Below are 20320 nucleotides of genomic sequence, written 5' to 3'. Positions count from 1 at the left end.
TCCCGCGCCGAGCAAAGAGTTTCCCTCATCGAAGTCACTGGCTTCTCCGCGCCCGCGCAAACCGTGGGCTGAGGTGGCGGCTCGCGTTTTGCTCGGGTGAGGGGCTCATGAGACTGTCGGCTTGGGTATTGGGGCTCCTGCTCCTGAGCGCATGTGGAGGCGCGACCGAAACGCCTCCGCCTCTTCCTCCAGAGACGTCCGGTCAGGAGCAGCCCGAGGGCTCGCCCGATGCGGGCGTGTCGCCGCCGGATTCGGGAGTCCCGGATGCGGGCGGTCCCAGGCCGGACGCAGGCACGCCTCGTCCGGATGCGGGCACTTCGGGGCCTGACGCGGGCACGCCCGTGGCTCCCGCGTGGCCGGAGCTGCAGACGTCCATCCCCACCTACGTCCTTTCCATCTCACCGGAGGACCAGGAGGCGCTGGACGAGCACATCAAGGATCGGGACTTCATGGTCCCCGCTCGCTTCACCTTCGAGGGGCGCACCTGGAACGTCGAGGTCCGCTACCGCGGCCGCTCCACGCGCTTCGAGGAGAAGAAGCCCTGGCAGGTTCGCTTCGACAAGGAGGATCGCTTCCTGGGCGGGGCCAAGCGCCTGGAGCTGCTCGCGGAGTACGACGATGGCGGCTACCTGATGGAGAAGCTCTGGTACGACCTGGCGGCCAGCGTGGGGATGAAGGTGCCCTCCGTGCGCTACGTCCACCTCATGGTCAACGGCCAGTACCAGGGCGTCTATACGGAGGTCGAGTCCATCGACAAACCGTTCCTCAAGGCACATGGCCTGGACGGAGACAGCGACATCTACCGCTGCGGCATGCACGACTGCGAGCTGCGCCCGCCTCCGGCCGAGGCGTACATGGAGGCGTGGGACAAGCGCACCAACGAGGACCAGCCGTGGGATCGGCTCTGGAGCTTCATCGACGACATCAGCCGCACGCCTCCGCACCAGTTCCGCGCCTTCGCCGAGGAGCACGTGGCGCTGGACGAGTACCTCACGTGGATGGTGATCGACGCCTTCATCTCCAACGAGTACCAGACCGACTCGCGCAGCTACCTCGTGTTCGACCCGAAGCGGGAGAAGTGGGTGTACGTCCCGTGGGATCTCAACAACGCCCTGTCGCTCTATGACAGGAACGGCTCCGTCGAGGCCGGCGTCACGTGGAGGGCCGAGCGTCCGCCGCTCTGCTTCACCGCGTATGATCCGCTGGTGTACGAGCTGGCGGAGTTCCGCCGCAACCTGGGGTACGCCGACATGAAGCCGGCGTGGAACACGCTCTCCACCCGCATCGTCGATGACGAGGTGCTGCGCGCCCGCTTCGTCTCACGGATGCGCCAGCTGCTGGACACCTGGCTGACGGAGGAGAACCTCAACGCGCGCATCAACGCGATGCACCGGCTGCTGGCGCCCTTCATCCTCGCGGGCCCGGAGGGCAAGGCGAAGGATCCCTGGGTGAGCCCACCTCACGCCGCCTACAGCCCCGAGTTCCTCCGCCGCTTCGTGCACGAGCGCCGCGCGTGGCTGCGCGCCCACCTCTCGGACATCTCGGCCCACGGCCAGGGCCCGCTCGTCATCGACCGGGTGGGGCGGGATGCCTCGGGCGCGTGGTGGGTGCAGCTCTACAACCGGGGGAATACGGCGGCGCCGCTCGACGGGCTGTACCTGACCGGCTTCACCCGCCTGCCCACGCAGTCCCGGCTGGCCGCCGCCACCGTGCCGCCTCGTGGTTTCGTCACCCTGCGCCAGGGGGCCGCCGATGCCTCCCTGCGGCTCGGCGCGGTGCTGAGCCCGGAGCGCCCGGAGGTGGCGCTCTTCGCGGCGGACGGGCGGACGGCGCTGGACATGATGTGGCTGGCCCCGCTGGCTCCGGGCCAGGCCTACGGCCGGCAGCCTCGCGGCGCGGAGACGTTCGGTCCCCAGTCTGGACCTTGACGCACTCGGGCCAGGCGCAGGCTCCCCGTGCCCGCGCCTGACCCGTGCGCTCCCTGAGCTCGAACCGGCTCAGTCGTCCGCGTGGCACCTGCGCTGCTCGCGGACGTCATCCTCTCCCGAGGCCAGCCCCGCGAGCCTGCAAGGCATCAGCACCCGGGTCGGCTCCAGGTGGATGGGCGAGACGCCGTCTCCGATCGTCCCGTGGACGTTGTGGCCCCAGCTCACCAGCGTGCCGTCCGCGCGCAGCGCGTGCACCGAGCCGGACTCGGACGATAGGGCCACTACCCCCGTCAGGTTCGGCACCTGCGCCGGCTCCAAGGAGTACGACTCGGCCGTCGGGAACCCGCGCTCTCCATAGAGGTTGCCGCCGGTGTTCCACACCGTGCCGTCCGCGCGCAGGATCTGCGTCGTCTGTGCGCTCGAGGTGACAGCGACCGCGCCCGTGAGGCCATCCACCGGCCACGCCGGCCATTGGTCTCCCTCGAAGCCGAGGTACCACTGCCACACGGTGCCATCCGCTCGCAGAGCCAGCAGTGACGGCGCCAACACGCTCACCGCCACCACCTCCGACAGCCCTTCCGCCTGCGCCGGGGGATGCGGCATCTGATCGCCCCAGGTCCAGACGCTCCAGTCGCTGCCCCACGTCCACACGGTGCCGTCCTGCTTCACCGCCACCGAGAGATCGACGCTGCCGGAGAGGGCGGCCACGCCCGCGAGGCCCTGCACCTGCACGGGCAGAGGCCGATCCTCCAGCGTCATGTCCCCGAGCTGGCTGAAGTGGTTGGCACCCCAGGCCCACACGGTGCCGTCGTGCTTGAGCGCCAGCGAGTGGTAGTCGCCCGCGGCCACCTCCACCACGCCGCTCAGGCCCTGCACGGGGGCTGGCGTGTCACGGCGCTCGCCCACCGTTCCATCTCCGAGCTGGCCGCGGGAGTTGTCGCCCCAGGCCCACACGGTGCCGTCCTGGCGCACCGCCAGCGCGTGCAGCGAGCCCGCCGCGACGCCCTTCGCCTGCGTGAGACCCGGGACCCGCCTCGGAGTGGCCTGGATGCCGCCACCAAAACCCTGAGGGCTGCCCCAGGCCCACACCGAGCCGTCTCCGCGGACCGCCAGGGTCTGGAAGGGGCGGGAGGCGACGGCGCGCACATCCCTCAGGCCCACCACCCGGACGGGAGAGGTCCGCCGATCGGTGCCGGTGCCCATCTGCCCCGCCTGGTTGTGCCCCCACGTCCACAGGGTGCCGTTCCGGCGCAGGACGATCGAGTGACCGGCGGCCGCGGCCAGCGCCACCACCCCGTGCACGCCTCGCACCTTCCGCGGCAGGCTCGCTCCGCCCTGGGAGCCGTTGCCGAGCTGCCCCACGCTGTTGTCACCCCAGGCCCACACGGTGCCATCCGCGCGCAGCGCCAGCACGTGCGTGTGGCCCGCGGCCAGGGCGACCACGCTCGGCAGCCCCTGCACCCGGCCCGGAGTGAGCCGCACAGGCCCTGTTCCGCCGTCTCCGAGCTGGCCCTGGTGGTTGGCTCCCCACGCCCAGACCGTGCCGTCCGCGCGGAGCGCGTAAGAGGAATAGCCCCGGCTATCGATGGCGACCACATCCGTCAGTCCCGGCACCTGGGTCGGCGTGAGGCGACGCTGCTGGGTACCATCTCCGAGCTGGCCGAAGCCGTTGTCACCCCAGCCCCACACGGTGCCGTCCTGCTTCAGCGCCAGCGAGTGGTAGTCGCTCGCGGCCACGGCCACGATGCCCGTCAGTCCCAGCACCTGGGCGGGCGTGGCGCGCCGGGTCGTCGTCCCATCTCCGAGCTGCCCGCGCCAGTTGTCGCCCCAGGCCCACAGGGTGCCGTCCTGGCGTACAGCCAGCGAGTGCTGGCTCCCCGCGGCGACGGCCTCCGCTCCCGTCAGTCCCAGCACCGTCACCCGGGCCGTCCGCGTCGCCGTCGTGCCGTCCCCGAGCTGCCCATAGTAGTTGTTACCCCAGGCCTGCACGGTGCCGTCCTGCATGAGCGCCAGCGAGTGTCCCCCTCCGCCGCCCGTGGAGACGGAGACGGCGCCCTGCATCCTCGGCATCCGCACGGGTGTGGCGCTGCCGGCGCTGTACTCCGGCGCGATCCCCAGATCCTCCCCTCGGCCTCCGCCCCAGACCCAGATCGAGCCGCCCTCGCCGAGCACCATCGAGTGGCTGTTGGAGGTCGTCAGCACGTACCGAGCGGACTGCCGCTGGCGCTCCTCCAGGGAGCCCTGAGCGAGTCGCTCCGGCTCCAGCGGGGGTTCCGCCCGGGCGCTGACGCCCAGGGCGAAGGCGAGCACCATCATCACCTTCCACAACAGTTCCATCGCGAACCACGCCGTTCGTGTCATTGCTGCAGTCCTCCGTTGGGGTGACGGATGCGCGGCAACACCTGTCCCCCTCGAGGCGGACGCCTCGCGAAGCGCGCTGGGGACACCTGTCTTGCCGTGTGTCGGGTGCCCAGAGCAGCCGCCGTGCCACTCCGCCGGTGCGGGTCCGCAGCACGGAATCCAGCCCTTTGGCCCCTCGCGGCTGCTCGCGGAGTGACAAATCGCGGTCACCGGAGTGACCAAACGCGCCTACGGCCGGCCGTCTGGCCCGCTGGGCGGTTCTCCCACCTTGGGACAGCAGACGCTCACCCGAGGCCTGAAGCGCTTACCCCTCCGCCCTCGCTTGTGTAGAGTCCGCCGCCCTCTGGTGGTACCCCTCCTCAACCGGTAGGGAGGGTGAGGGTTCATCCCATGAATACGCACATCTTTCGCGAATACGACATCCGTGGCCTGGTCGATAAGGATCTCACCGTCGAGGTGGTGGAGCTGCTGGGCAAGGGCCTGGGCACCATCATCCGCCGCCAGCACGGGCGCACCATCGTCGTGGGCCGGGACTGCCGCGAGTCCTCCACCCGCTTCCGGGACGCGCTGGCCAAGGGGCTGACCTCCACCGGCCTCCACGTGCTGGACGTGGGGGTGGTGCCCACGCCGCTGACGTACTTCGCCGCCAACACCCTGCCGGTGGACGGCCTGGCGATGATCACCGGCAGCCACAACCCGCCCGAGTACAACGGCTTCAAGATCGGCGCGGGGAAGACGACGTTCCACGGCCCGGAGATCCAGGCGCTGCGCAAGCTCATCGAGGCGCGCGACTTCGAGAAGAGCGACAAGCCGGGCACGGTGAGCCCGTTCGACATCGTCACCCCGTACAACCACTTCGTCCGCCAGACGGTGAAGGTGGGCCGCAAGGGGATGCGCATCGTCATCGACGCCGGCAACGGCACGGGCGGCGCGGTGGCGGTGCCCCTGTTCCAGGCCATGGGCTTCGACGTGGTGCCCCTCTTCTGCGAGATGGACGCCACCTTCCCCAACCACCACCCGGACCCCACCGTGGTGGAGAACCTCGAGGACCTGATCGCCGCCGTGAAGCGCGAGAAGGCCGAGGTGGGCATCGCCTACGACGGCGACAGCGACCGCATCGGCGTCATCGACGACCAGGGCAACATCCTGTGGGGCGACCAGCTGATGGTCCTCTTCAGCCGCTACGTGCTGAAGGAGAGCCCCGGCGCCGCCATCGTCGGCGAGGTGAAGTGCAGCTACACCCTCTATGACGACATCGAGAAGCACGGCGGCAAGCCGGTGATGTGGAAGGCGGGGCACTCGCTCATCAAGGCGAAGATGAAGGAGACCCACGCCGAGCTGGCCGGTGAGATGAGCGGCCACATCTTCTTCAAGAACCGCTACTTCGGCTTCGACGACGCGGTGTACTCCTCGGCCCGGCTGCTGGAGATCCTCACCCACGAGCCGCGCAAGCTGTCCGAGCTGCTCGCGGACGTGCCGAAGACGTACGCCACGCCCGAGCTGCGCGTGGACACCCGCGAGGAGAAGAAGTTCGAGCTGGTCAAGCGCGTCACCGAGACGCTGCGCGCGGCGGGCCACAAGATCATCGACGTGGACGGCGTGCGCGTCACCTTCCCGGACGGGTGGGGCCTGGTGCGCTCCTCCAACACGCAGCCCATCCTGGTGCTGCGCTTCGAGGCCAGCACCCCGGAGCGGCTCGAGGAGATCCAGCGGCTCATCGAGGGCACCGTCGAGAAGGTGAAGCGCGAGCTGGGCGCGTAGGGAGTATAAGGAGGAGAGGAGAGCGCACAGATGCCGACGCTGGGAATCGACCTGGGAGGAACCAACGCTCGCGCCGCCGTGGTGGATGAGCAGGGCCGGATCCTTGCCTCCGCGAAGGTGGCGCTCACCGAGCGCAGCCCCATGGCCGTCGTGGAAGTGATTGCCCAGGCCGCCGCCTCGGCCATGGCCGCCAGCGGTGGAGCGCAGGTGCGCGGCTGCGGTGTCGGGGCGGCCGGGCAGATCCACCGGGACTCCGGTGTCATCGCGGTGGCGCCGAACCTGGGCTGGCGCAACGTGCCACTGGGCGCGCTGCTGGCGGAGCGGCTGGGGCACTCGGTGCGCGTGGTGAACGATCTGGCCGCCGCCGCCTGGGGCGAGCTGCACGCTGGCGCGGGCCGGGGCGCCACGGACGTGTATGTCGTCTTCGTGGGCTCGGGCGTGGGCAGCTGCGTCATCGCCAACAACCAGCTGGTGCGCGGCGCCGGGGGTGTGGCCGGAGAGCTGGGCCACACCAAGGTGATTCCGAACGGCCGGCGCTGTGGCTGCGGCGAGCTGGGGTGCCTGGAGGCCTACGCGGGTGGGCACAACCTCATCGCCCAGGCGCGCGAGGTGCTCCTGGCCGGGCGCTCTCCCGGGCTGGCGGAGCTGACCGAGGGAGACCCGTCTCGCATCACCCCGCTCACGGTGGAGAGGGCGGCGGAGGCGGGAGACCCCGCCGCTCGGGAGCTCCACGAGCGGGCCGGGCAGATGCTGGGCATGGCCGTCGCCAACATGGTGACGGTGCTCAACCCGGCGCGGCTGATCATCGGCGGCGGGGTGCTCCTGAACTGCCCCGGCATCCGCCGGTACGTGGTGGAGGGGGTGCAGGCGCTGTCCTCCAATACCTCGCGCGAGGGCCTGCTCATCGCCGAGGCCGAGCTGGGCGACGACAGCGGCCTCATCGGCGCGGCGCTGCTGGGCCTCTGATCTGAAGTGTGGGGTAGGGCAGACCCGCCCAGAAATCCACGCCAAGGTGGGGCCTGTCCGCTACGCTGAGCTGGCGCGCCGTTCCAGCGTCACGCTCCGAGGTCGCCCATGCCCTTCGAATGGAAGCTCGCCAGTCTCGATGAACTGAAGGGGCTGTTGCTGGCTACGCCCCTTCAGGACTCGCAGGTCCGCGTCAACCTCGCCACCGTCAAGGTGGAGCAGCCCATCAGCCTGGGGCTCGAGGCGCTCTCCTTCGTCGTGGACGGAGGGGCGGAGACCTCCATCGAGGCCTTCAATGCGCCCGGCGACGTGGATGTGGATGGCGTCATCGGCGAGGCGGCCACCCAGGAGGACGTGCTCAAGCTGAGCCCGCCGCTGGTGCTCGGGCAGGACGCGTGGCTGAAGTATGGCGTACGGGCCCGCGCCAAGGCCCAGGCCGGGGCGACCATGCCCTTCCTGTCCGCCTCCGCCAGCGGCGAGGTGACCCTGTTCGTGGCCGACTACCACGTGCACTCCCTCACCGAGCAGCTGCGCGACGCCATCAACAAGGACACCAAGAACCTGCGGCTGCCGCTGGTGCTCGACCATGTGCTGAAGCTCCAGCCGAAGGAGGCGCTGAGCTTCCAGGCCCGCACGCGCCTGGAGACCTCGGTGTCCCTGCGGTGGGCCGATGTCTTCACCTCCAACCTCAACGCCCTCAGTCGGCTGCTGCCGGCGGGCACGCTCCTGGGGCTGAAGACGTCCATCGGCGCCTCCGTGGTGGGCTCGGTCACCGTGTCGGACGACTTCATCCTCACCTTCTCGCGCGAGCAGGCCGGCGCGATGGTGGTCTCCGTGCAGAAGGGCGCCGTGCGCGGCCCGAAGCTCGCCGCGCAGATCGGCGTCAGCGTGGAGGCCGCGGGCGCGGAGGTGATCGACGCCGCGCTGAACGCGCTCGTGGGGCTGCCCGGCCTCGCCCAGTTCGAGGCGCTGCTGGACAAGCTGGCCACCCTGCAGCTCAACGAGGAAGAGAAGAAGGTGCTGCGCCTGGCGCTCGACCGGCTCGGCCTGAGCGACTACGAGGCCGACGCGTCCGCCCTCAAGAAGGCCTGGGAGGACCAGAAGGCCAAGGCGAAGCAGGCGCTCACGACCATGGCCGCGGAGAAGATCGCCGCCGGGTTCCAGTACGAGTACGCCCGACTCTCCGACGAGCAGACCCTGCTGCGGCTGGTGCTGTCCGACGAGCAGCTCAAGCAGTTCCACACCCCGCTGGTGATGGGGCGGCTCTCACAGGTGCTCGGAAAGATCGAGCCCGGGGCGCTGCGCAGCTACTTCCAGCAGGCCACGCGGACGCTGAACGAGGCGTGGGGCTTCTCGCTCGGCTTCTCGAAGTGGTCGCTGCTCCATAGCCAGACGCAGAAGAAGCTCCAGCGCGTGACGCAGTATGGCTCGCCGGATCGCGTCCACGGTCCGAAGCGCTACGCCTACGTGGGCTTGCGCAGCTACGAGGGTGGCCTCTTCCAGGATCGGGGCGGCTGGTCCATCGACTTCAAGTGCGACATGGGCGGGTTCAAGTCCGAGCCCACCGTGCGGGACTTCGACTTCGGCCTCTACATGTTGCTGCGGCGCAACGGGAAGCTCTCGGATGAGTCGCTGCGCCAGGCCATCGACGAGGCCATCGTCTGGCACGTGCTGGATGACGCGGACGAGGAGCAGGTCTTCAAGCAGATCCGGGACGCGGCCAAGGGTGGGCCCGTGGAGGTCCGCCTGGAGGTGAAGCTGGCCGACACCCTGTTCCGGGAGCTGACGTCCCTGGTGGCGTTCGGCCAGCCGGAGTTCTTCGCCAAGGCGCTGGCGCGCTCCATGCCCTGGTCCTCCATCCGCGCCCGCTCCGAGCCCGAGTTCCGCCAGGGCGTCTACGCGCCGCTGTGGATGGCGTACCTGACGGAGAAGGCCAAGGACTGGACGCCGCAGAAGGCCGCGCAGCGCGCCGCGGCGTGGCTCAAGCAGGACAGGATCGCCAAGGGCGTGGGCGGGGAGGTCGCGTTCTGGGAGGGGACGGGGCGGGCCAACACCTTCGCGGACGTGCTGGACAAGAACTCGCGGCTGGCGGACGTGGGCGGCATGTATGGCGGCACGTACGTGCGCTGGCAGCGCCTGGTGTCCGGCATGGCTCGGCTGAGGGACGGGCTGGTGCAGGGGGCGGATCCCACCCTCATCGACAGCGTGTTCTCGGAGCTGGAGGAGCTCTGGCTCGTCTCGTTCCACGTGAAGGCGTTCGGCGCGATGCTGCTCGACCTATCCACCAGGAGCGTCCAGGGCCTCAAGGCCGTGGAGCGCACGTTCACGGTGGTGGCGGGCACGGGCGAGCAGCAGACGCAGCTCGTGTTCAGCGCCTCGCGAGCGGAGTGAGGTTCCGCCCGCGAGGACCGGGGTTGCTCAGAGCCGGTTGAGGAAGGCGAGCAGGTCCTGCTTCTGGGCCGGGCTGAGCGCTTCGGGCGGCCCGCCGGGGAACTGGGGCGGGTGGACCGGGGGCAGGTTCAGCGCGGGGACGAAGGGCAGCAGGAACTGGCTGTAGGCGTCCACCACCTCCGGCAGGGTCGCGAAGCTGTTGTCGTGGAAGTACGGAGCGGTGCGCGCGACGCCTCGGAGCGGTGGGACGTCGAAGGCCTCGAAGTCCAGCGGGTCTCCGGTGATGAGGGCGCGCCCCGGATCCGTCGAGAACCACTGAGGGGCGTTGTTGGGGCCGGCGATGGGGGCTCCGTTCTCATCCAGGGCGGGGACCAGATCGAAGGGATCTCCGCTGGCCGTCACCGGGATGGGCGGCAGGTCGGTCACCTGCTGCTGGCGCGTGCCGTCCGTGTAGAAGCGGAAGCGGTAGCGAGGCAGCTCGACCGAGGCATTGAAGGTGGGGAAGAGCCCGAGCTGGCCGAGGTACGAGAAGTAGCTGAACCCGACGAGCAGGAACTCGTCATCGGGGCGAGGCTCCAGCACCCGGACGGGGCCCTGGCCAGGAACGATGGTGTAGACGACGTTGCCATCAGGCTTGAGCGCCGAGAACAGGAAGTCGTGGACGGGGCGGTTGACGATCTGCCTCGTGGTGGCGCCGCCGTGGCAGGCCTGGCAGGCCGCCGCGTAGATATCTCGGCCGCGCTGCTCCTGGGGGCTGAGCGCCATGAAGTTCTCGGGGACGGGGATGTTCTCGAGGGGGACGCCGTAGTCGAGCAGCTGCGAGACGAACCGCGCGCGACCCGAGGAGAAGACGCTGCGCTCGAAGTCGGCGATCCGGTCGAGCGTCCGCTGACTCACGTCACCGCCCTGGCTGTGGTCGTGGATGGCGGCCTGGGCCTGCTGCTGGAGCGTGGTGGCGCGGCCGTCGAAGAGGTAGGGCGCGGTGATGGCCGTGTCCGCGATGCTGGGGACTCCCCGCCAGACGAAGATCTTCCGGTCCGGGGGAGTGATGACGTTGCCCGCCGTGTCGATGACATCCATGTTGGCGGGCAGCGGCAGGATGATGCGCACGAGCCCCTTCTTGAGGTGCTCGTACGTGGGGGTGGGGGCGAGCGGGTCGTCCGCGTCGAGGCGGTTGAACAGCGGGTCTCGAGGGTTGCGAGCCAGGCGCGCCTCGACGCTCTGGGGCAGCAGGGCCGTGTCCTCGTCGAGGACGTGGCAGGTGGCGCAGGAGCGCCCGTTGGTGTTCGGGAGCGCGTGCTGGAAGAGCTGCCTGCCCGTGGCGGCCCTGGCCGCCGATGAGAGTCCCGCTTCGGACTGTGTCGTCGTCGGGGCTGGGTCCAGCTCCGCATCCGAGGTGGAGCAGCCCGCGAGTCCGCCGAGTGCGAAGGCACTCAGCAGACACGACAGGGTTCGAGTGGGTTTCATCCGTGTGCCTCCGGGTGTTGTGCTTGCCGGCACGGAACACCGAGGCGCACGGAACGTGTTACCGCAGCCGCTCATGAGGCGGAGCCGGCCGCGCCGCACGGGTTATCGAATATCGAGAAAAGAGATGCTCGGGTTTTCGATGACTCAATGAACAGGCGTTTCGTAGGTGCGCGAGGAAGCAGTGCGTCATGCATGGCCCGCTGCGTCAGCGCGCGGCGTTGACTAGCGCTTTCAGACAAAGTCTTGCGGTACCTGACGGGTGGGGACAGGATGCGCGCCCGCTTCCCCACACCCTTCACCCTTCACGAGAAGGAGGACGAGTTGAATACCCGTTCTTCGATGGCTCGAGTCGGCGCCGCGTCGGTGCTGGCCGCTGTGATGCTGCTGATCCCTGGCTGTAAGAAGGAGAACAAGGAGGCGGGTGGAGACACCGCCGCCACTGGCACCACGGGCACCGCCACGGGCACCGCCCCCGCCGTGAAGAAGCCGGCTGGCGGGAAGATCGCCCTGCTGCTGCCCGAGTCGAAGACGGCGCGCTACGAGTCCCACGACCGGCCGCACTTCGAGCGCAAGGTGAAGGAGCTGTGCGCCGAGTGCGAGGTCATCTACAGCAACGCGGACCAGGACGCCGCCAAGCAGCAGAACCAGGCCGAGGCCGCGCTGACCAACGGCGCCCAGGTGCTGGTGCTGGATCCGGTGGACTCGGCCTCCGCGGCCGCCATCGTCACGCGCGCCCGGCAGTCCAAGATTCCCGTCATCAGCTATGACCGCCTCATCACCGGCGCGGACGTGGACTACTACATCTCCTTCGACAACGAGCAGGTCGGCAAGCTGCAGGGCACGGCGCTCGTGGACAAGCTCAAGGCGGACGGCAAGGCCGGCGGCACCATCGTGATGATCAACGGGGCGCCCACCGACAACAACGCCAAGCTGTTCAAGGCCGGCGCGCACAGCGTCATCGACGGCAGCGGCCTGAAGATCGGCGCCGAGTACGACACTCCGGACTGGAGCCCCGACAAGGCCCAGCAGCAGATGGAGCAGGCCATCACCTCGATTGGCAAGGACAAGATCGCCGGCGTGTACTGCGCCAATGACGGCACCGCCGGTGGCGCCATCGCCGCGATGAAGGCCGCGGGCGTCAAGCCGCTGCCTCCCGTCACGGGCCAGGACGCGGAGCTGGCCGGCATCCAGCGCATCGTCGCCGGCGAGCAGTTCATGACCGTGTACAAGGCCATCAAGCCGGAGGCCGAGGTGGCCGCCGAGCTCGCGGTGGCCCTGGTCCGCGGGCAGCCCGCCCCGGCCGGCAAGGTCAACGCCAAGGTGAACAACGGCCAGAAGGACGTGCCCTCCATCCTGCTCACGCCGGTGGCGGTGACCAAGGACAACGTCAAGAGCACCGTCATCGCCGACGGCTTCTGGAAGGCGGACGAGATCTGCGCGGGCAGCTACAAGGAAGCCTGCGCGACGGCGCAGCTCCAGTAGCCACACGGCCAGGAGGCACGGATGTCCGCGACCCCGCTGCTCGCGCTTCGAGGCATCTCCAAGCGTTTTGGCGCCGTTCAGGCCCTGACGGCGGTGGACTTCGAGGTGCACGCCGGTGAAGTCGTCGCCCTGGTGGGCGACAACGGCGCCGGCAAGTCCACGTTGATCAAGGTGATCTCGGGCATCAACCCCATCGACGAGGGCCAGGTTCTCTTCGAGGGCCGGCCGGTGTCCCTGACGGGGCCGCAGGCCTCGACGTCGCTGGGAATAGCCACCGTGTACCAGGACCTCGCGCTCTGCGACAACCTGGACGTCGTCGGCAACCTGTTCCTCGGGCGCGAGCTGCGCGCGGGGGGCATCCGGAAGCTGGCGGGCTGGCTGGACGAGACGGCCATGGAGCAGCAGGCCTCGGAGCTGCTCCAGCGCCTGAGCGTGAGCATCCCCAGCGTGCGCACCCAGGTGGCGTCGCTGTCCGGCGGACAGCGGCAGTCCATCGCGGTGGCGCGCGCGATGATGGGCTCGCCCAAGGTGGTGCTCCTGGACGAGCCCACCGCGGCGCTCGGCGTGGCGCAGACCAAGCAGGTGCTGGACCTCATCCGCAGGCTGCGCGAGCAGGGCCTGGGGGTGGTGGTCATCAGCCACAACATGGTGGACGTGTTCTCCGTGGCCGACCGCATCATCGTCATGCGGCTGGGCAAGCGCGTGGCGACGTTCGACGTGAAGGACGTCAAGCAGGTGGACGTCGTCGCCGCCATCACCGGAGTGAAGAAGACCGAGGTCGTCGAGACGCTCAAGCCGGAGGCCACATGAGCGCCCCCCGTGAAATCGCAGTCGATCCCCGGCTCATCCAGGATGCCCCGGGGCTGAAGGGAGCCTGGCAGGGGTTCCTCCGCCGCGTGTCCCAGGGCGAGCTGGGGAGCCTGCCCGTCCTCATCGGGCTGGTCGTCATCTGGCTCATCTTCTACATGGCCAACGAGCGGTTCCTGTCCGCGGTCAACCTCACCAACCTGATGCTGCAGATCGCCGCCATGGGGACGATCTCCGCGGGCATCGTGCTGGTGCTGCTCCTGGGGGAGATCGACCTGTCGGCCGGCGCCGTGAGCGGCCTGTCCGCCGCGGTGATGACCATCCTCAACGTGAAGCAGCAGTGGGCTCCCGTGCCCTCCATCCTCATGGGGCTGGCGGCGGGCGCGGGGATCGGCCTGTTCCATGGCCTGTGGATCACCCGGCTGCGCGTGCCCTCGTTCGTGGTGACGCTGGCCGGACTGCTCGGGTGGCAGGGCGCGCTGCTCTTCGCGCTGGGCGGCACGGGCACCGTGAACCTGAATGACCCGCTCATCACCGGGCTCACCGGCACCTTCTTCGAGGCGGAGATCGCCTGGCCGGTGGCGATCCTGATCATCCTGCTCTACGTGGCCTCGGTGCTGGTGGAGCGCTGGCGGCGCGCGGGGGCGGGGCTGCCCCTGGCGCCCATGCGCTCCACGGTGGCGCGCATGGTGGTCATCTCCGGCGCGGTGGTGGCGGCCGTCGCCGTCTTCACCCAGGACCGCGGCCTGCCCCTGGCGGGGCTCATCTTCGCGGGCTTCGTGGTGCTGATCGAGCTGCTCATCAAGCGCACGCGCTTCGGCCGTCACGTCTTCGCGGTGGGCGGCAACGCGGAGGCGGCCAAGCGGGCCGGCATCCGCGTGGAGACCATCCGCGTGGCCATCTTCACGCTGGCGTCGACCATGGCCGCGGCCGGCGGCATCCTCGCGTCCTCGCGCCTGCTGGCCGTGAACCAGTCCTCGGGCAGCGGTGACGTGCTGCTCAACTCGATCGCGGCGGCGGTCATCGGCGGCACCAGCCTCTTCGGTGGCCGTGGCTCGGCGTGGTCGGCCATCCTCGGCGCGCTGGTCATCGGCTCCATCTCCAACGGGATGGACCTGCTGGCGCTGTCCTCGTCCGTGAAGTTCATGGTCACGGGCGCGGTGCTGCTCGTGGCGGCCTCCATCGACGCGCTCTCGCGGCGGGGACGGCAGGCGGCGGGCCGGGCCTGAGACGGGACACAGGGGACGGCACCCGCGTGCCGTCCCAACCTGTCTGTCGCTGCTCGACCGACTGGCCCCGGGCGCGATGCGCACACCGCCCCCCGAGCCCCTACAACCTCTCGGGAGGTGCCCGTGTCGGTCCAGAGCGCCACCAACTGGTATGACAGGCATACCAGTTCGCAACCCGTCGGCCGACAGGGGGCGGGGCTGGCGTTTACGGAGCGCCAGTCCGGAGCCCGCGCTCGGCGGCATCCGGGAGCGACACATTCTCGGCCTCGAAGGCGATGCTGCACTGGTCGAGCTTCGTGCCGCACACGCGATCGAGGTCTCCCCGGGTGTCGCAGCCATAGCGGTCCGTGCACGTGTCTGGAAGGAAGGCCCAGACGAACTGGAGCACGGTGCCTCGGCGGCCCTCGGGCAGCGCGGCGAGGAAGTCCTCCCGGTAGGTGTCGAAGACGCGGGCCAGGTGGACGGTGTTTCCCTCCAGCCGTACGTGGCGCTTGTCGCCGATGAAGCGCCGGGCCGCGTCGTTGAGCTGCGAGTCGAGGAAGGCGGGCTCGAAGGGGGCCCCATCCAGCAGCGGCCCGCCGCGCGTGCCTCGGAAGAGGGCGAGGTGGATGCGCGGGTCCGCGAACTCCTTCAGGAGGATGCGGTGCTTCAGCGCCCAGAGCGTCAGCCGCTGGCCTCCCACCGGCCACGAGCGGCTCCAGAAGAAGCTGCCCAGCCATTTGCTCTCGACGCTCTCCAGGTAGGGGTACTCGTCCACCAGCGCCTGCAGCACCAGCGCGTGGTAGGCGTTGAGCCAGTAGGCCAGCGCGTCCTCGGGCTTCTCGAAGAGGTCGGGCCGCGAGCGCGGCGAGAAGGTGGCCAGGGAGCGCACGAAGGTGTCCAGCTCCAGGCGCTCCCGGCCCATGGCGGAGAAGTCCACGTCCCCGTCCGGCTTCACGTGGCGCAGCACGCGCGCATAGCCGCCGTAGTGGAAGGGGAAGTCCCCGCTCGGGACGGAGGCCGGCAGCAGGCCGTGCATGTAGAGCACTCCGCCCACCGCGAGCACGGCGGAGAGCAGGAAGGCCGCCATCACGAGCAGGAGACGGCGCCGGCTGGGAGCGGGGGTTTCCACGGCGCCCTCACTGTAGTCCACGAGCGCGCCGGAGTGACGCCCGTTGGGGCTCAGCGCTTCCGCCCGTCCACGCAGTGACGCTCGTACTCCGCGAGCTTGCGCCGCATCGCCTCTCGCGTGGCCTCCGCCGCGGGCCGGAGGGCCTCGGTGACGTGGCCGCCCAGCACGCCGATGGCTCGCTGCTGCGCGGTGACGCTCTCCTCGCACCGCCCCGCCTGGAAGAGCAGCGCCGCGTAGGCCTCCAGCGTGGAGGCTCTCCCAGGCGCAAGACGGACGGCGCGCTCGGCCTTCGTCAGCCCCTCCGCCGTAGCGCCCTGCTCCGTGTGGAGCCAGGCCATCGCCACCAGGGCATCCACGTCCTCCGGCTCCAGCTCCAGCGCCCGCTGGAGCGCGCTCACCTGCTCTGCCGCCGGAGCGCCCGCCTCCTGGAGTGACTGGCCCAGCAGGCTCCACGCGGCTCCGCTCTCCGGCCGGGCCTGGACCAGCGCCCGCGCGAGGGCGAGCCGCTTCTCCGGCTCGGGAGTGAAGCTTGCCCTCAGCTGCACGGCGCTCACGTTCGTCGGGTCCTCGCGCAGCGCCTCCTTCACCTCCTCGTTCGCCAGCCGCACGCGCTCCGCCACGCGCCGCGGCCCCGGGCTGCGCAGGAAGAGCCGAGCGCGCAGGGCGTGGATCTCCGCGCAGTCCAGCTCCCTCACCTCGAGCTCCGGAGCGATGGGTGGCAGCTCCACCGTGAGCCGTCCCTCCTCCTTCGGCTCGTACTTCTGGAGGTCCTCCTCCAGCCCAGGCACGTCCTGGAAGGTCGCCTCCCAGGCCTGACGGGGCTCCTCGGCGCGCGACAGCCGCTCCTGGAAGCTCCGGAAGCGCTCCGGCTGGCGGTCCATCAGGTACACCACCCACAGCCAGGACGTCGCGTAGTAGGGCAGCGAGTCCTCCGAGTTTGCATACGGCCGTCGATCCCACGTCCACAGCTGCTTCATCGGCAGCCGCCGGTGGCTGCGCAGGTAGCGGGCGTAGTCCGGAGGAAACTCCCCGAACGTGGCCTTCCTGCGCAGGTTGGTGAACCGCACCGTCTGGAGGTAGGTGGCCAGCCCCTCCGAGAGCCACCGCGGCTGCCGCACCATCACGAAGCGGCCGATGTGGTGGGCCAGCTCGTGCGCCTGCACCTGCAGGGACTCGGGGCGCTGCAGGAGGTACTCCCCGTCTCCCGCCATCACCATCAGCGGGCTCCGGCCGGAGGAGTCCAGGAACGCCTCCATGGGCGCGCCCTGGGTAAACTCCTCCAGCTCCACGTCGCTGCGGGCGACGATGACCTCCACCTGGCCGGCGGGATCCACCGGGCTCCCCCAGACGAGGAGCAGGGCGGCGCGCAGCTGCTCCAGCTCCAAGGCCGACAGGCGGGCCACGCGGTTGCCCAGGTCCGTCAATACTCGGAAGTGAGGGCTGTTCACTTCGCGCCACGTGTGTCCCCCCTTGTCCGGACATGTGGCGAGGGGGCGCCGGACGCAGGCGACCGAGAGGGCCAGCACCACCCCGAGCAGGGGCATTATGTTGAGGCGTATGGAACCCATGCCGGATGTCACCCGCTTCTTCCACCCCGTTCTGCCAGCCCGGGCGCTTCAAAAGAAGCCCTTGCGTGTGGAGCTGGCCGGACGCGCCTACGCCCTGTTCCGGGATGGGACGGGGAAGGCCGCCGCGCTGGCGGATGCCTGCCCTCACCGCTTCGCGCCGCTCTCCGCGGGCAAGGTGAGCAGGGACGGCCGGCTGCAGTGCCCGTACCATGGCTGGAACTTCGACGCCGAGGGCCACGGCCGCAGCCCCAGCCAGCCCGACCTGAAGAAGTGCGACGCGCGCGCCTTCCAGCTCGTCGAGCGCTACGGCTACCTGTGGCTCTCCGCGCGGGACACGCCGCTGTCCGCCTTCCCGGACTTCGCGCCCGAGGGCTTCGAGTTCACCGGCGCCTTCTCCATGCTGTTCCGCGCGCCGCTGCACGTGGCGCTCGACAACTTCAGCGAGGACGAGCACACCCCGTTCGTCCACACGCGCCTGGGCTGGGACGACCACGACACCCACCACATCGACTACTCCGCGGAGAACCACGAGGACCGCACGGAGGTGCACTACCGCGCGCCCCAGCGGGCCAGCCGGCTGGTGCGGCTGCTGCTGCTGAAGCCCGGCGACACCTTCCACAACGACTGGGTGACGCGCTTCGATCCCGTGCGGACCAACTACTCCATCCACTGGAGAGCGCCCTCGGGCGCGCCGCGCCCGTTCCACCACCACTTCGCCATCTTCATGGTGCCGGAGACGCCGCGCACCACCCGCTTCCACGTCTTCGCGTTCCTCAAGCTCCTGGACGCGCGCTTCCGGCCGCTGCTGCCCGTGGTGCGCCAGGCCCAGCGCGTGCTCGCCTGGTTCGAGATCCGCGATGACGCGCGCTTCATCCCGCTCGTCGCCGACACGCCGTACAGCCTCAAGGGCATGCGACTGGGCAAGTACGACAAGCCCCTCATCCATCAGCGCAAGCTGCTCGAGCGCATCTACTTCGCTCAGGGCCCCACGGAGGAGACCGCGCCCCTCTCGCTCGTCCAGAGCGCTGGCAGCTGAGGCAAGGCGCGGAGGCGCCTCTCAGTTCAGCTGCTGGCGGTGGTGGCGGGCCACCGAGGCCATGTCCGTGGCGTAGACGTAGAGCCGCATCATCCCGCGCTTGTGCGCGATGTCCGCCGCCAGCCGCGCCTTCTGCTCCAGGAAGTCCCAGTCCCGCGCCTGCTCGGCGTGGGAGAGCAGCTTCACCCAGCAGCGCTCGAGCCGAGAGGTGTAGTCCCCCATGGCCTCGGCGACGCTCATCGCCTGGAGGAGCTCCAGGTACATCTCCTCCATCCGGCGGAGCCTCCCCAGCGTGGTGCCGTAGGCGAAGTGGTACTCGAAGCGCGCCGCGCGGGCGAGCGCACCGGCCAAGGGCGCCATGTCGGCGAACTCCTGCCGCGCCTCCTCATGGAGCGCCAGGTCCTTCAGGCAGAGCCCCACCCGCATGCGCGCGGTGGCGATGAACGCCGGCGAGCTCTTCGGGCCCCCCGGCTCACTGGCCCGGGCAATCACCGACCGATACGCGGAGAGCGCGGCCCAGTGCTCGCCGTCATGGCCCAGCTGGGCCGCGAGGTTGAAGTGCTTGAGCAGGTTCGTATCAACTCCCGACATGGCGCCTCCTCAGGAAAGTCACGCTCTCCTGGAAAGCACCTGCCGTGCCATGGCCAACCCCGCAAAAGCACTGGCGCTCGTGACGGAGCCCCGCCCGGAGGGATGCTCCACTCTGGGGCGGCGTGCTCCGGGATGGCGCAGGGGCCCCGTCCACCCTGGAGCAGGCCGTGGAGGGTTGCGCCGCATGCAACATCCCGTTGCGAGAAATGAAACACAGCCCTGGGAATGGGGGCGCTAGACCTTCCGGGCCAGGGGAGCGGCCTCATGCCCTCCCCATCTCCCAGGAGTCCTGTCATGAGCCAGAACCCTCGTATTGCCCTCATCGGTGCCGGGAACGTCGGCGGCAATCTGGGCATCCTCCTTGCCCGCAGTGGCTTCTCCATCCGCTTCGGCGTCCGCGAGGGCAAGGACCTGAAGGACGTGCTCGCCCGGTGCGAAGGCAGGGCGGACGTCACGAGCGTGCCCGAGGCCGCCAAGTGGGCCGACGTCATCATCCTCGCCGTGCCTGGCAACGCCGTCGTGGAGGCCGCCGGCTCCCTGGGAGACATCTCCGGCAAGGTGCTCGTGGACTGCAACAACCCGCTCCGGTGGGACGACGGTCCCGTTCACACCCCGCCCCCCGAGGGCTCGCTGACCGCCGCGCTCGCCAAGGCCTTCCCGAAGGCTCGCGTGGTGAAGGGGTTCTCCACCTTCGGCTCCGAGTTCCACCTCGATCCGAAGATTGGCACCACGTCCGTCGACGTGCAGCTGGCCGGAGACGACGCGGAGGCCAAGGCGCTCGTGGCTTCCATCGCCACCCGTGCCGGCTTCACGCCCATCGACGTGGGCCCCATGCGCAACGCGGCCCACCTGGAGTCCCTGGCCATCCTGTGGATCCACCTGGCCCTGAGGGCCGGGCAGGGCCGCGAGGTGGCCTTCAAGCTGCTCAAGCGTGGCTGATGTAGGAGGGTTGCGGCTCTGGCTGGATTTCAAAGAGATGCAGGAAGTCCTGTTTTTTGAGTCGAGGCTTCCGTACCTTCCCGCGCCGGCAGTGTCCCTCTACCCACGGGAGTTCCCATGAAGCTTCGTTGGATGGCAGTCGCGGTGTTGGCCCTGATGGCCTCGGCGTGCGGCGGCACGGTGGAGGAGTCCACCGACACGCAGGCTCAGCATGCGAACGTCGACCCCGTTGCTGGCGCCGGCCTCCACAACGGTGGCGGAGCGGAGGCGGACGAGAACGTCATCGGCGTGCCCTGCGGCAGCAACACCTGTGGCAAGGGCACCTACTGCTGCAACGCGAGCTGTGGCGTCTGCGCCCCGAAGGGCGCCTCATGTCTGGACGTGATGTGCGAGGTGGCGCAGCAGCCGCAGCAGCCCGAGGCGGCGGCCATGAAGCCGCTGCCCCCGGAGGAGCAGCAGCTGGGCGGCTCCTGCGGTGGCAACAGCTGCGGCGCGGGCACCTGGTGCTGCAACCCGAGCTGCGGCGTCTGCGCGCCGAAGGGCGCCTCCTGCCTCGACATCGCCTGCTGAGCGCGGCGTGAGCGGGGCGGGGGGCCATCAGGCTGCCCCGTCCCGTGGCTTCCAGGCACACGGGGAACCGGTGAGCTTGTCATCCCCAATGGTTGAGGAAGTCAATTGTCGAG

General features: G+C 69.8%; 15 protein-coding genes. 10 read left to right on the top strand and 5 right to left on the bottom strand.

Annotated elements, in window-relative coordinates; genetic code table 11:
* The first annotated feature begins 107 nt into the window (after positions 1–107).
* Complete coding sequence (locus KY572_RS20285) at positions 108–1928, top strand: CotH kinase family protein (RefSeq protein WP_224244545.1); 1821 nt, start codon at positions 108–110, stop codon at positions 1926–1928.
* Positions 1929–1997: 69 nt separating this feature from the next.
* Here KY572_RS20285 and KY572_RS20280 read toward each other — a convergent pair whose 3' ends face one another.
* Positions 1998–4289: an RCC1 domain-containing protein gene (locus KY572_RS20280; protein ID WP_224244544.1), complete on the bottom strand. Its 2292-nt coding sequence runs from the start codon at positions 4287–4289 to the stop codon at positions 1998–2000.
* 390 nt (positions 4290–4679) lie between these two features.
* On the opposite strand from KY572_RS20280, the gene KY572_RS20275 reads away from it, so the two are divergent.
* From KY572_RS20275 to KY572_RS20265, 3 genes are all read left to right on the top strand, one after another.
* Positions 4680–6050: a phosphomannomutase/phosphoglucomutase gene (locus KY572_RS20275; protein ID WP_224244543.1), complete on the top strand. Its 1371-nt coding sequence runs from the start codon at positions 4680–4682 to the stop codon at positions 6048–6050.
* A gap of 30 nt (positions 6051–6080) precedes the next feature.
* The gene (locus tag KY572_RS20270) at positions 6081–7016 is read left to right on the top strand and encodes an ROK family protein (protein WP_224244542.1); all 936 of its coding nucleotides are present in this window, start codon (positions 6081–6083) and stop codon (positions 7014–7016) included.
* Positions 7017–7124: 108 nt separating this feature from the next.
* A complete protein-coding gene (locus KY572_RS20265) occupies positions 7125–9407 on the top strand; it encodes a hypothetical protein (RefSeq protein WP_224244541.1) in 2283 nt (760 codons plus the stop codon).
* A gap of 27 nt (positions 9408–9434) precedes the next feature.
* Here the strand turns inward: KY572_RS20265 and KY572_RS20260 are convergent, their stop codons facing one another.
* The gene (locus tag KY572_RS20260; RefSeq protein ID WP_224244540.1) at positions 9435–10874 is read right to left on the bottom strand and encodes a cytochrome c peroxidase; all 1440 of its coding nucleotides are present in this window, start codon (positions 10872–10874) and stop codon (positions 9435–9437) included.
* A 339-nt stretch (positions 10875–11213) separates the two neighbouring features.
* Here KY572_RS20260 and KY572_RS20255 point away from each other — a divergent pair, with 339 nt between their 5' ends.
* From KY572_RS20255 to KY572_RS20245, 3 genes are read left to right on the top strand one after another with little or no spacing between them, the layout of a single operon-like run.
* Positions 11214–12356 carry an ABC transporter substrate-binding protein gene (locus tag KY572_RS20255; protein ID WP_224244702.1) on the top strand — a complete coding sequence of 381 codons (1143 nt, stop codon included), beginning with the start codon at positions 11214–11216 and terminating at the stop codon, positions 12354–12356.
* Between the two features lie 21 nt (positions 12357–12377).
* On the top strand, positions 12378–13166 hold the full coding sequence (locus KY572_RS20250) for an ATP-binding cassette domain-containing protein (protein ID WP_224244539.1): 789 nt from the start codon (positions 12378–12380) through the stop codon (positions 13164–13166).
* Positions 13163–14392, top strand: a complete 1230-nt coding sequence (locus KY572_RS20245; RefSeq protein ID WP_224244538.1) for a sugar ABC transporter permease — start codon at positions 13163–13165, stop codon at positions 14390–14392. The genes KY572_RS20250 and KY572_RS20245 overlap by 4 nt, the downstream gene beginning before the upstream one ends.
* 205 nt (positions 14393–14597) lie before the next feature.
* Here KY572_RS20245 and KY572_RS20240 read toward each other — a convergent pair whose 3' ends face one another.
* Both KY572_RS20240 and KY572_RS20235 read right to left on the bottom strand, forming a co-directional pair.
* On the bottom strand, positions 14598–15503 hold the full coding sequence (locus KY572_RS20240; protein WP_224244537.1) for a DUF547 domain-containing protein: 906 nt from the start codon (positions 15501–15503) through the stop codon (positions 14598–14600).
* A gap of 50 nt (positions 15504–15553) precedes the next feature.
* Positions 15554–16951: a DUF1570 domain-containing protein gene (locus tag KY572_RS20235; RefSeq protein ID WP_224244536.1), complete on the bottom strand. Its 1398-nt coding sequence runs from the start codon at positions 16949–16951 to the stop codon at positions 15554–15556.
* A gap of 118 nt (positions 16952–17069) precedes the next feature.
* Here KY572_RS20235 and KY572_RS20230 point away from each other — a divergent pair, with 118 nt between their 5' ends.
* A complete protein-coding gene (locus KY572_RS20230) occupies positions 17070–18107 on the top strand; it encodes a Rieske 2Fe-2S domain-containing protein (protein ID WP_224244535.1) in 1038 nt (345 codons plus the stop codon).
* Between the two features lie 21 nt (positions 18108–18128).
* Here the strand turns inward: KY572_RS20230 and KY572_RS20225 are convergent, their stop codons facing one another.
* A complete protein-coding gene (locus KY572_RS20225; RefSeq protein ID WP_224244534.1) occupies positions 18129–18698 on the bottom strand; it encodes a hypothetical protein in 570 nt (189 codons plus the stop codon).
* A 294-nt stretch (positions 18699–18992) separates the two neighbouring features.
* Between KY572_RS20225 and KY572_RS20220 the strand changes: the two genes are divergently transcribed.
* Positions 18993–19637, top strand: a complete 645-nt coding sequence (locus KY572_RS20220; RefSeq protein WP_224244533.1) for an NADPH-dependent F420 reductase — start codon at positions 18993–18995, stop codon at positions 19635–19637.
* Between the two features lie 117 nt (positions 19638–19754).
* A complete protein-coding gene (locus tag KY572_RS20215; protein WP_224244532.1) occupies positions 19755–20207 on the top strand; it encodes a hypothetical protein in 453 nt (150 codons plus the stop codon).
* The last annotated feature ends 113 nt before the right edge of the window (positions 20208–20320 follow it).

Source organism: Hyalangium gracile (genome assembly GCF_020103725.1).
In the GTDB taxonomy this organism is placed as follows: Bacteria; Myxococcota; Myxococcia; order Myxococcales; family Myxococcaceae; genus Hyalangium; species Hyalangium gracile.
Note: the sequence above shows the minus strand (reverse complement) of the source record. Positions and strands in the feature narration are given on the sequence as shown.